Raw genomic sequence first — 11,783 nt, 5'->3', positions numbered from 1 at the left:
CGGCCATCACCTCGGCTGATCGAGCGGCTGCATGAGCATGTCCGCGATGCGTTCCCGGGTCACCCGCTCGGTGCGGGGGGCGTGCTGGGTCAGATAGAGCGCGTTGAGCAGCTGGTCGGTGGCGATGACCTCGCCGGGCTCGCGGTCCAGGAAGCGGTCGACGAGTCCGGGCTCGGCGGCCGCCGCGTCCGGCCCCAGATGGGCCTCGATCATGGCCGACAGCTGCTCCTCGCCGGGCGCTTCGAGCTCCAGGCGGATGCAGCGGCGCAGCAGGGCGGCCGGGAAGTCGCGCTCGCCGTTGGAGGTGAGCACGATGAACGGGAAGGTGGTGCAGCGGATCCGGCCCCCGTACACCGGCACCTTGCGGCCGTCGTCCGTGAGCACCTCCACCACTGGCTCGCGGTCGGCGAGCCGCTCCAGCTCGGGGATGGCGAACTCGCCCTCCTCCAGGGCGTTCAGGAGGTCGTTGGGCAGGTCGAGGTCGCTCTTGTCGAGCTCGTCGATGAGCAGCACCCGGGGCAGTTCGGAGGGCAGCAGGGCGGTGCCGAGCGGGCCGAGCCGCAGGTACGAGCCGATGCCGGCCGGGCTCGCGGCCGTGCCCGCGGCGTCGGCGCGGGCACGTTCCAGTTGCACGTCCTGGAGGCGGCCGATGGCGTCATAGCGGTAGAGCCCGTCCTGCAGGGTCGAGCGGCTGACGATGGGCCACCGGAGCACCCGGCCGAGGCCCAGCTCGTGGGCGACGGCGTGGGCGAGCGTGGACTTGCCGGTACCGGGATTGCCGGTGACCAGGAGCGGCCGGCGCAGGTACAGCGCGGCGTTGACGGCGTCGGTCTCGGCGGGCCTGGGGTGGTGGTTCTGCACCAGCCGGCGGCGCACCCCGAGCCGCCGGTCCGAGCCGGCCAGGGTGTCGTCGGCGCCGCCCGCGGAGAAGTCGCGCCAGGGCGGCGGCGGGGGCAACCGCCGTATCTCCTCGTGCGGATGACCGGCACCACGGTAGATCCGCCAATCGTTCACGCCTGCCCCCTCCTGGCCGCTGACACACGGGTGACTTCGCCGGGCGCGTCGACCGTACCGCTCGCCGCACCGGTCTGCCGACGCTCAAACCGGTCCGTTCGTGGCGAAGTCGAGTTCGAGGGGCGGGTCACCGGTCACCGCCCGGGTCGTCCTCGCCGAGGAACAGCGGGCCCAGCAGGGGCGCGTCGTGCGGTGGCCGGTCCGGCGGATCGCAGAGGACGGCCAGGCCCTCGGCCCAGGCGTGCTCGGCCCGGTCGCGCGGGTCGGCCTCCGTGTCGCCGGTGCGTAACCGCAGCGCGCGCACGGGCCCGTGCAGGCCCTCGGCGCCGTCGACGACCGCGAGGAGCTCGCCGGCCCGCTTGTGGAACTCGGCGCAGTCGGCGTGCTCGCGGGCCGAGTGGCGCCACAGCGCGACGGGATGCCCGGCGGCGAGCGCGGCCTCCATCGCGCGCTGGCCGTCGCCGCTGCCGACCGGCCCGCAGTAGACCGGCACGCTGCCGCCCTCCGCCTCGCGCAGGCGCGCGTACACGGCGTTCTGGCTCTCCTTGCGCCGGTGCGGGGCGTGCCCGTCCTCCGCGCCCGGGGCGAGCACCTCGGCGCGCAGCGGCACGGCGCGCAGCGGCCCCGTCTCACAGCCGCGCCGGCGCTGACGCCATTCCGGGGAGGGCTCGCGGTGGCCGCGGTGCCGGTCGCGGATGACCACCGTGCGCCGTCGGCCGAGCGGCAGCGAGCCCTCGCCGAAGGGTTCGTCGGGCGCGAGCCGCCAGGTGTCGACGGGCAGGTCGAACAGCTCGCGCGGCAGCACGGCTTCGACGCCGGCGAGGTGCTCGCCCCGGTCGCCGAGGCCGAGCGCCTGGGCGAGCGGGCCGCGGAGCGCCTCCTCGAGCTCGCCGGGGCGCACTCCCTCCGTGCCGGCGCGCACGGCGTTCATGGTGCGGCCGTCGAAGAGGAGCAGCACCTGCCAGGTGTAGCGCGGCGGGTCGCTGTAGGGCACGGGGTCGATCTCGATGCGCACGTCGGCGCGGGCGCGCGGCTCCCGCTCGGGGTCGGCGCCGGGGCGCGGTGCCGCGGGGTCGAGCAGGGCCCTGATGTCCTTGCGGATGCGCGCTCGGGCGTGGCCGGACTCGTTGTACGTCCAGGCGCTCAGCGCCCGGACGGCGGGCCCGGGGCCGTATCGCCCGGTGAGGTGGCGCACGAGGTGGGCCGCGTACAGCAGGACGGCGTCGATCCCCAGGTCGCCGGCGGCGGGGCCGTCCGGCCGCTGCGGGGCGTGCAGTTGGTGGAGCCGGACCACTCCGTCGGTCCACGAACGGGCGTCGGTCTCCAGGACGTCCTGGAACTCGTCCTCCGTGACCCGGTCCTTGACCTCGTCGACGAGGGCCATGACCTCGCCGGGGCCGGTGGGCCGCGGGAGTTCGGCGAGGTGGCCGTAGAGCTGGTTCAGCTGGACGGGGCTGACCCCGCGCGCGGTGGCGGGCCAGGCCCGCGTCTCGGCGTCGACCCAGGTGTTCCCCGAACCGGTCTGCGCGGTGAAGTGGTAGCGGTCGTGGGCCCGCAGCACCTCGTGCAGCAGCTCGCCGTCCTGGACGTCGAAGAGCTCGCGCAGCAGGGTCACCGGGGCGGCGGCGCCCTCGCGCGCGTTGCTGCCCTTGCTGACCCCGATGACGGCGGCGCGGTTCACGTCGACGACCGGGCCGCCGGAGCAGCCCTCGACGGGCAGGGACCAGCGCAGCAGCAGGGCCTTGTTCGAGAAGCCACTCGTCTCGCCGGTTTCGAGGCGCAGGCCGAGCTCGCCGGTCTGGTGGGCGTAGCCGTACAGCCGGACGGGGGCGGAGGTGACGGGCGGGCGGTCGGTGAGCCGTACGCACGCGGCGTCGTCGGCCCCCTCGACCCGGACGAGGGCCAGGTCGGGGAAGTGCCACGCGTCGAGCGTGTCCTCGGGTGCGGCGGGACGCGGCTTGGCCAGCACGACCCGGCCGACGGTCGCGCCGCCCGCCCAGGTGATGCCGACGGCCGGTTCCTTCCTCCACACCGCGCTTCCCCCTTTGGCCACGACGTGGGCGCAGGTCAGCACCCAGCCGGGGGCGATGAAGAAGCCGGTGCCCCAGAACCGGTCGCCGTGCGGGTCATACCCGTCGCCGGGCGCCGCGATGCGTACGAGCGCGGGGCGCACCAGCGCGTCGAAGGCGCTCATACGGCGCGCGGGCCGTTCTCCGGGGAGACGGCGGGCGGTGGGACGGCGGCGGCCTCGGTGGGTACGGGGCCGGGCGCGGGGACGGAGGCGGAGGTGGGATCCGGCGCGGGCGGGGGGCCGGGCGTGGGGACGGGGCCGGCTGCGGGGTCCGGCGTGGCCGCCGAGCCCGGCGCGGGACGGCGGCCCGGCTCGGTCCAGGTGAGCGAGACGTTGACGGACGCCTTGCCGCCGCCGTCCGCGAGGACGCCGATCACCTTGCCCGCCTGCGCGGAGAGTTCGATGCCGAAGCTGACGGCGACCTCGACCGAGCCCTCCGGGTCGAGCCCGGCGCGCAGCGAGCCGACCACCCCGCGCACCACGTCGGTCAGTCCCCCGGCCATCGACACGACCCGGTCGCCGAAGCCGGTGTCCTGGAAGCCGCTGCCGCGGTCCAGTTCCTCCGCTCCGCTGATCCGGGCCCAGACGGGCGTGCCGTCGTCCAGCCGTATCCGAGCGATCCCATGCGTCACAGCGGCCCCCGCTCCCCGAAACGATGATGAACGAGGCTAGACCGTGGTGCGGGAGAGGAACAGGGGACGCGGCCCGGGTCCGCGACCACGGCCTATTCTGATCGCATGTACTTCACGGACCGTGGCATCGAGGAACTGGAGAAGCGGCGCGGCGAGGAGGAGATCACCTTCGGTGAGCTCGCCGAGCAGCTGCGGACCTTCGTCGATCTCAACCCCGACTTCGAGGTGCCGGTCGAGCGCCTCGCGACCTGGCTGGCACGCCTGGACGACGAGGACGAGGACGAGTAACGCGGGTAACGCGGTAACTCCGGTCTTCCGGGGCTACGCGCTTCGCAGCCGGTCGTAGGCGAGTCCGAGCGCCCCGTCGGCGACGAGGAGCGCGCCGGCCGTCGTCCAGCCGCCGCTGCGGCGGGCGATGCCCCAGACGATCAGCGGCAGTCCGGCCGCCAGCTGGACGGCGCCGAGGAGCCGGGCCCGGGGTCCGCGGAGGTACGGGCCGAGCCGGCCGCCCTCGACCGCGTCGAGCTCGGCGCGCACGGCCTCCCGCCAGCCGGACCCGTCGAGGAGTTCGGCGCGTACGGCGTCCCGCCGGCCGGACCCGTCCAGGAGTTCGGCGCGTACGGCGTCCCGCCGGCCGGACCCGTCCAGGAGTTCGGCGCGTACGGCGTCCCGCCGGCCGGACCCGTCGAGGAGTTCGGCGCCCTGGGCGTGGGCCACGGACCGCAGCCGGTCGGCGCTCTCGCCGGGCGTGAGCCCCGCGGGCAGGGCGAGTCCGGTGCGGGCGAGGACGGCGGCGAGGCCGACGAGCCGGGCGTGCGCGTCGGCGTCACGATCGGGCCGGGTGAGCGGCTCCAGGGCCTGGACGTCGAGCACCGGGTCGAGCGCGAGGCGGGTGGCGAAGGTCCGCATGGCCTCGTCCTCTCCGGCCGGGGTGCCGTCGGCGAGCCAGACGTAGCCGACGGTACGACGGAAGCCCGAGGCCAGCGTGAATCCGGCGCGGTCCCGGTCCCACCACAGCGCGAGGACGGGCCAGCCCGTAGCGGCCACGGCGAGGGCGGTGGCCCAGCCGGTGACGACCCGGTCGACGTGCTCGCCGTCGTCGAGCCACGGCTTCCCCTCCGGCACGAGGACGCTCCACTCGGGCCCGGCGGGGGCGAGCAGCAGCTGTTCCCGCAGCAGCCCGGCCGGCGGGCGGACCGCCTCGGGTTCGGCACGGCAGAGCAGCAGCGCCCCGGCGGAGCGGGGTCCCTGTGTCGCGTTCATGGCCCTACGCTAGGCCAATTTGTCCCGGTAAGCGGGTGAATGAGGCACCCTGAGTCGACCCTGTCAGGGGTGAATCGGGGTTGACTTGACCCGACCGCGATATATCGTGTCTATCGAGAGACGCGATATGTTGCGTCGGCATGGTCCGCCGACGCGAGCCGACGACACGGGAGGCCAGCACCATGACAGAGTGGTCCGTCACCGAGCCCAGGAAGATCCCGCTGACCGACCCCGTGAGCCGGCTTCAGATCCGCATCGTCAGCGGTGTGGTGAACGTCGTGGGCACGGACGAGAGTTCCGCGCGCCTGCAGATCACCGAGATCGACGGCCCGCCGCTCGTCGTCACGCAGGAGGGCTCCACCCTCACCGTGACCTACGAGGACCTGCACTGGAAGGGCTTCCTCAAGTGGCTCGACCCCAAGGGCCACAAGCGCAGGGCGGTCGTCTCCGTCGTCGTCCCGGCCGGTGCCGACGTCGAGGTCGGCGCGGTCGCCGCCGAGACGGTGATCTCCGGCATCAGGGGCCGCACGGCGGTCCGTGGCGTCACGGGCGACACCACGCTCGTGGGCCTCGCCGGACCCGTGCGGGCCGAGACCGTCTCCGGCGCCCTGGAGGCCCAGACGGTCACCGGAGCGCTGCAGATCAACTCGGTGACCGGCGATGTGACGGTCGTCGACGCCGGCACCGCCGTGAAGGCCGAGACCGTCAGCGGGGACCTGGTCGTCGACCTCGACCCCGCCGCGGGCCTGGACGGGCCGCCCGCCGACATCCGGCTCGCCAGCGTCTCCGGCGAGGTCGCCATCCGGCTGCCGCATCCGGCGGACGCCCGGGTCGAGGCGAGCACCACCAGCGGCGCCGTCTCCAACGCCTTCGAGGACCTGCGGGTCGGCGGCCAGTGGGGCACCAAGTCCATCACCGGCACCCTCGGCGCCGGGCGCGGCACGCTGAAGGCCACCACGGTCTCCGGCTCCATCGCCCTGCTGCGCCGTCCCGACCCCGAGCCCGACGGCGACGACTGGACCGCCCCCTCCCCCGCGTCCGGAAAGGTCCTCTGACATGCCGCCCGTCTTCGCCCACGGCCGACTGCGCCTGTACCTGCTCAAGCTGCTCGACGAGGCCCCCCGCCACGGGTACGAGGTGATCCGTCTCCTGGAGGAGCGCTTCCAGGGTCTCTACGCCCCTTCGGCGGGCACGGTCTACCCGCGGCTCGCCAAGCTGGAGGCCGAGGGCCTGGTCACCCACGCCACCGAGGGCGGCCGCAAGGTCTACTCGATCACCGACGCGGGCCGGGCCGAGCTGGCCGGCCGCGGCGGCGAGCTCGCCGACCTGGAGGTCGAGATCCGCGAGTCGGTCTCCGAGCTAGCCGCCGAGATACGGGACGACGTGCGCGGCGCCGCCGGCAAGCTGCGCAGCGAGATGCGGGCGGCCGCGACCGCGTCCCGTTCCACCGGGGCCTCGTCGTTCGCCGAGGCCAAGGAGGAGCTGCGCAAGGCCAAGCAGGAGTGGAAGGAGCAGGCCCGCCAGGCGCGCGCCGAGGCCCAGTCGGCCAAGCGCCAGGCGAAGGAGTTCCAGCGCATCGCCAAGCAGGTCCAGGAGCAGGTGCAGCAGCAGGTCCAGGACGGCATGAGCCGCGGCGAGTGGCCCAAGGGCGTCTGGGAGGGCATCTCCGGCATCACGGCCCAGCTCGGCGACCTGGTCACCGGCGCCTCCCACGGCCGCACCGCCGCCCCCGAGGAGGCCGTCTCCGAGTGGGCCGCCGACATAACGGACCCCGCCGAGCCCGCCCGCGAACTGGACCGCCTCCTCGACCGCTTCCGCGACGACATCCGCGACGCGGCCCGCGACCACGGCCTGACCCCCGCCCAACTCGCGGAAACCCGCCGCCACCTGGGGGCGGCGGCGGACAGCGTCCTGTCACTGCTGGGCCGCTCCGGAAAGAAGCTGTAAGGAAGTACGGCGCCGGCCGCGGCCCCGAGCAGCACCCGAGCGCGATGGCCGCACGGGCCGAGCCGGGGCCGGGCCGGGCACGGCCGAGCCGAGCCGTGCAGTGGCCGGGCCGTGGCCATGGCCGGGCCGGACCATGCGGGGCCGAGCCATGCCGTGGCCGGGGCCGCGCAGTGGCCGGGTCATGGTGAGCCGTGGCCGGGCCAAGCCGTGGCCGGGCCGGACCATGCGGGGCCGAGCCATGCAGTGGCCGGGACCGGGCAGTGGCCGGGCCGGGCTGTGGCCGGGCCGAGCGGGCCGAGCCGAGCCATTCGGGGCCAAGGCCAGGCAGTGGCCGGGGCCAAGGCCAGCCGGGCCCGCAGGGCCCCGGCCCGGCCCGCCGCGCACCGACCCGCCGCGCACCGTCCCGCCTCAGCCGCGGGTCACCGTGACCGTGACTCGCGCGTCCGGGGCGGCGAGGACCACCGCGCGGCCCGGTTCCGGGCGCAGCACGATCGCCCTCCCCCGGGCCGCGACCTGCCACGCGCCCGGGGGCAGGGAGAGTTCGGTGGCGCGGGGGCCGCGGCGGGCGGAGTCGTACTCCAGGCGGTAGACGCCGGCCCCGGAGTCGTACGCGGAGGCACGCACGGTGCCGGCGACGGCCTCGGCGTAGGGCTCGGCAGTGAGCTCCTTGTTCGTACGGAAGGCGCCGGCGCCGTCCACCGCGCAGTAGCCACCGCCGTAGCACCACTCCCAGCCCGCCCAGCCGGAGGAGTAGCGGCCGAGCGAGGCCATGGCCTCGCGGTAGAAGCGGTGCATGTTCGGCAGCGAGTTGTTGAGCGGGCCCCACTCGCCCACCACCACGGGGACCTGATACTCCTTCGGGTACTGGGTGACGGCCTGCTCGTAGTTCTCGACCCAGCCGGCCGACGGGTCGTAGTCCCCGCCCGCTTCCATGGCGGAGTTGTAGAAGTGGGGGGCGTAGACGACCTTCGGGTCGTCGATCCGGCCGAGCCCGGTCGGCACGCCCTCGCCGACGATCGGGGTCGGTTCGACGAAGAGCCAGCCGTCCCGGTCGGCCGACCGGACCGCGTCCGCGATGCGGTTGTACATCGGGGTGAGCTGCTCGCGCTCGATCCGCCGGGCGGCGGTCGCCAGGTCCTCGCCCTCCCGCATCTCGCCCATGGGCTCGTTGATGGGGTCGTAGCCGAGGACGGCCGGGTGGTCGTGGAAGCGCTGGGCGAGCACCCGCCACATCCGGGCCTGGGCGAGCCTCAGGTCGGGGTCCTCGTAGAGGTGGGTGAAGGCACGCTGGACGGCGGGCTCGAAGTACTCGGAGAACCAGTCGTCGGGGTGCGGGGTGAAGGGCAGCCCGTCGGTCCTGGTCGCCCACGCCGGGATGCCCCGGCTGCCGAACGCGGGCCCGAAGACGTCCTGGTGGGCGTCGAGGACGACCTTCATGTCGTACTTCCGGGCCCAGTCCAGGACCCGTTCGATCTTGCGGAGGTAGTCCTTGCTGTACTGGCCGGGCCTGGGCTCCAGGTCGTCCCAGAAGACCAGCACACGGGCGAGGTTGAAGCCCTTGGCACGCATGTCGCGGAAGTGCTTCTCGGTGATGCCGGAGAGGGCCTGCTCGCCCCGGTGGGACTTGTCGGCGACGTTCCAGCCGCGCAGCTGGAGGGTGCGCCCCTGGGCGTCGGTGAGGACGGGTATCGCCTCCGCCGCCGCCTCACCGGTGTCGGCGCGGGCGGCGGTCGGAGCGAGGAGCGCGGCGACGACGGCGGTCGCGGCAAGGGTGGTTCGCAACAAGGAGAGCCTCCGGCACGACGAGGTGAGCGTTGTTCACGTTTCGCGTGCCGGAGATCCCATCAGTATTACTGGCGGGTCATCAAGAGGTCGGTCAGGAGGTCTTCAGGACGATCTTTCCGAAGAGCTCGCCGGACGCCATCTTCGCGAAGCCCTCCCGGGCCCGGTCCAGCGGCAGCACCTCGTCGATCACCGGCCGCACACCCGTGGCGGCGCAGAAGGACAGCAGGTCCTCCAGCTCGTCCTTGGAGCCCATGGTCGAGCCGACGACCTTCAGCTCCAGGAAGAAGATCCGGGTCAGTTCGGCGTGCGAGGGCCGGTCGCCGCTGGTGGCACCGGAGATGACGAGGGTGCCGCCGGGCCGCAGCGACTTGACCGAGTGCGACCAGGTGGCGGCGCCGACGGTCTCGATGACCGCGTCGACCCGCTGCGGCAGCCGCGCGCCGGGCTCGTACGCCTCCAGGGCGCCGAGCTCGACGGCCCGCTTCCGCTTGGCCTCGTCACGGCTGGTGGCGAAGACCCGCAGACCGGCCGCCTTGCCGAGGACGATCGCGGCGGTGGCGACACCGCCGCCGGCGCCCTGCACGAGGACCGAGTCGCCGGGCCGCACGCCGGCGTTGGTGAAGAGCATCCGGTACGCGGTGAGCCAGGCGGTCGGCAGACAGGCGGCCTCCTCGAAGGAGAGCTCCTTGGGCTTGGGCAGCACGTTCCAGGCGGGCACGGCGACCCGCTCGGCGAAGGTGCCCTGGTAGCGCTCGGTCAGGATGGAGCGCGGCTCGTCCGGGCCGACACCGTGGCCGGTCTGGCCGATGACGGAGTGCAGCACGACCTCGTTGCCGTGCTCGTCGATGCCCGCGGCGTCGCAGCCGAGGATCATCGGCAGCTTGTCCTCGGACAGTCCGACCCCGCGCAGCGACCACAGGTCGTGGTGGTTGAGCGAGGCGGCCTTGACGGTGACGGTCGTCCACCCGGGGCGCGCCTCGGGTTCGGGCCGTTCGCCCAGTTCGAGGCCGTTCAGGGGCTGGTCGCGGTCGATTCGGGCAGCGTAGGCAGCGAACATGCTCCTGACCCTAGGGGCGGACGGGGAGCTCGCGGAACCACGCCGAGGTGTGACGCACGTCCCTCGGGGCGATCTTGCCCCCGGCCCGCGCGAGAGCCCGCCACACGCGCCCACCCGCGCACCCACGCACCCACGCACCCACGCACCCGAGGCCCCGCCACGCGCGCCGGCCCGTACACGCGAGAGCCCCGCCCCGTACCCATGGTCGGCATACCCGAGCCCCACTACACGCGCCCACCCGTGCACCCGCCCACCCGAGGCCCGTGCCTCGTACTCTCCCGGCACACGCGAGGGCCCCGCCCGGTTCGCTTTTTCGAACCTGGCGGGGCCCTCGGGGGTGTGTTGCCGGGCCCTGACTCAGCGGCGGGCGACGCCCTCCGCGCGCGCGGCGGCGGCGACCGCGGCCGCGACGGCCGGGGCGACCCGCTCGTCGAACGGCGACGGGATCACGCAGTCGGCGGACAGGTCGTCACCGACCACGGCGGCGATCGCGTCGGCCGCGGCGATCTTCATGCCCTCGGTGATCCGGGAGGCCCGGACCTGGAGCGCGCCGGCGAAGATGCCGGGGAACGCGAGGACGTTGTTGATCTGGTTCGGGTAGTCCGAACGGCCGGTGGCCACGACCGCCGCGTACTTGTGCGCGACGTCCGGGTGCACCTCGGGGGTCGGGTTGGCCATGGCGAAGACGAACGCCTGCGGCGCCATCGCGGCGACGGCCTCCTCGGGGACCGTACCGCCGGAGACGCCGATGAAGACGTCGGCGCCGGCGAGGGCGGTCTCCAGGGAGCCGGAGAGGCCGGCCTTGTTCGTCAGCTCGGCGATCTCGCGCTTGACGTCGGTCAGGTCCTCGCGGTCCTGGCTGACGATGCCCTTGCGGTCGGTCACGGCGACGTCGCCGATACCGGCCGACAGGAGGAACTTCGCGATGGCCACACCGGCCGCACCGGCGCCGGAGATGACCGCGCGCAGGTCGCCGAGGGTCCGGCCGGTCAGCTTCGCGGCGTTGCGCAGCGCGGCGAGCGTGACGATCGCGGTGCCGTGCTGGTCGTCGTGGAAGACCGGGATGTCCAGGCGCTCCTGGAGCTTGCGCTCGATCTCGAAGCACCGCGGCGCCGAGATGTCCTCCAGGTTCACGCCGCCGAAGGACGGGGCGAGCCGGACGACGGTCTCGACGATCTCGTCGGTGTCCGTGGTGGCGAGCGCGATCGGCACCGCGTCCACGCCGCCGAACTGCTTGAAGAGGATGGCCTTCCCCTCCATGACCGGAAGCGACGCCTCCGGGCCGATGTCGCCGAGGCCGAGCACCGCCGTGCCGTCGGTCACGACCGCCACGACCTGGGACTTCCAGGTGTAGTCGTTGACCAGCTCGGGCTGCTCCGCGATTGCCGTGCACACCTTGGCGACGCCGGGCGTGTACGCGAGGGACAGGTCGTCCTTGTCCCGCACCGGCACCGTGGCCTGGATGGCCATCTTGCCGCCGCGGTGCAGCGCGAAGACCGGATCGAAGGGCTCGCCGGGAGCCCCTTCGGTACCGCTCTCGCTGCGAGGATTGACGATCTCCGCTGCCATTGGGTTGACCCCTTAAGTCTTCTTCATTTGAGGGTTGCCACTCCCTGGTAAGGAGGGGTGGGCGGGTCCCGCGGCCGCCGTGTCTGGCAGCCGCGCGGGCGCGCCGCACAACGCGCCCTGAGCCCCGGATGAGGGGTGTAAGGATCCTTCTTACCGGACGGACGGGTCCGGAGACGAGTCCATTCGGCCTCGGTGACGCGACTCATACCGAGCGCTACCGGACACGGACAGAGAGCGACACGTCACTCGATGTCCGGAAACATACTTTCCCGACCCGAATAGCGGCGTTCATGTCGTCCGAATGGCGAGATGGACGGAAGATTTTGCGGTGGTGACCCCACCCGCCCGCAGAAGATTTCGCTAGGGACGACTGGGCAAGCTCATTCCGAGGCCACCCGTTATCCGATTTTGACATCCTTGGCCGTCGGATTCGGGCAGTCCGAAT

At 73.6% G+C, this 11,783-nt stretch carries 10 protein-coding genes; 3 read left to right on the top strand and 7 right to left on the bottom strand.

Annotated features, from left to right (window positions below; translation table 11 throughout):
* Nucleotides 1–6: 6 nt before the first annotated feature.
* The 3 genes from ACWEV0_RS23020 to ACWEV0_RS23010 all read right to left on the bottom strand — a co-directional run bounded on the left by ACWEV0_RS23020 (nucleotide 7) and on the right by ACWEV0_RS23010 (nucleotide 3,717).
* Nucleotides 7–1,014, bottom strand: coding sequence for an AAA family ATPase (locus tag ACWEV0_RS23020; protein ID WP_453151279.1), 1,008 nt, complete (start codon nucleotides 1,012–1,014; stop codon nucleotides 7–9).
* 127 nt (nucleotides 1,015–1,141) lie between these two features.
* Entirely contained in the window at nucleotides 1,142–3,208 is a 2,067-nt protein-coding gene (locus ACWEV0_RS23015) for a VMAP-C domain-containing protein (protein ID WP_453151278.1), read from the bottom strand.
* Entirely contained in the window at nucleotides 3,205–3,717 is a 513-nt protein-coding gene (locus ACWEV0_RS23010; protein WP_453151277.1) for a CU044_2847 family protein, read from the bottom strand. The genes ACWEV0_RS23015 and ACWEV0_RS23010 overlap by 4 nt, the downstream gene beginning before the upstream one ends.
* A gap of 105 nt (nucleotides 3,718–3,822) precedes the next feature.
* Here ACWEV0_RS23010 and ACWEV0_RS23005 point away from each other — a divergent pair, with 105 nt between their 5' ends.
* Nucleotides 3,823–4,005 (top strand): DUF6104 family protein, encoded by a 183-nt coding sequence (locus tag ACWEV0_RS23005; protein ID WP_403792198.1) that lies wholly within the window; start codon nucleotides 3,823–3,825, stop codon nucleotides 4,003–4,005.
* Nucleotides 4,006–4,038: 33 nt separating this feature from the next.
* Here the strand turns inward: ACWEV0_RS23005 and ACWEV0_RS23000 are convergent, their stop codons facing one another.
* The gene (locus ACWEV0_RS23000; protein WP_453151276.1) at nucleotides 4,039–4,980 is read right to left on the bottom strand and encodes a hypothetical protein; all 942 of its coding nucleotides are present in this window, start codon (nucleotides 4,978–4,980) and stop codon (nucleotides 4,039–4,041) included.
* Nucleotides 4,981–5,162: 182 nt separating this feature from the next.
* Between ACWEV0_RS23000 and ACWEV0_RS22995 the strand changes: the two genes are divergently transcribed.
* The gene (locus tag ACWEV0_RS22995) at nucleotides 5,163–6,035 is read left to right on the top strand and encodes a DUF4097 family beta strand repeat-containing protein (protein WP_453151275.1); all 873 of its coding nucleotides are present in this window, start codon (nucleotides 5,163–5,165) and stop codon (nucleotides 6,033–6,035) included.
* Between the two features lies 1 nt (nucleotide 6,036).
* Nucleotides 6,037–6,927: a helix-turn-helix transcriptional regulator gene (locus ACWEV0_RS22990; protein WP_453151273.1), complete on the top strand. Its 891-nt coding sequence runs from the start codon at nucleotides 6,037–6,039 to the stop codon at nucleotides 6,925–6,927.
* A gap of 408 nt (nucleotides 6,928–7,335) precedes the next feature.
* Here the strand turns inward: ACWEV0_RS22990 and ACWEV0_RS22985 are convergent, their stop codons facing one another.
* From ACWEV0_RS22985 to ACWEV0_RS22975, 3 genes are all read right to left on the bottom strand, one after another.
* On the bottom strand, nucleotides 7,336–8,712 hold the full coding sequence (locus ACWEV0_RS22985) for a cellulase family glycosylhydrolase (RefSeq protein ID WP_453151272.1): 1,377 nt from the start codon (nucleotides 8,710–8,712) through the stop codon (nucleotides 7,336–7,338).
* 91 nt (nucleotides 8,713–8,803) lie between these two features.
* The gene (locus ACWEV0_RS22980) at nucleotides 8,804–9,769 is read right to left on the bottom strand and encodes a zinc-binding dehydrogenase (protein ID WP_453151271.1); all 966 of its coding nucleotides are present in this window, start codon (nucleotides 9,767–9,769) and stop codon (nucleotides 8,804–8,806) included.
* Nucleotides 9,770–10,126: 357 nt separating this feature from the next.
* Nucleotides 10,127–11,338 carry an NAD(P)-dependent malic enzyme gene (locus tag ACWEV0_RS22975; RefSeq protein WP_453151270.1) on the bottom strand — a complete coding sequence of 404 codons (1,212 nt, stop codon included), beginning with the start codon at nucleotides 11,336–11,338 and terminating at the stop codon, nucleotides 10,127–10,129.
* Nucleotides 11,339–11,783: the final 445 nt, after the last annotated feature.

This window comes from Streptomyces sp. NPDC003943 (genome assembly GCF_053605265.1).
Note: the sequence above shows the minus strand (reverse complement) of the source record. Positions and strands in the feature narration are given on the sequence as shown.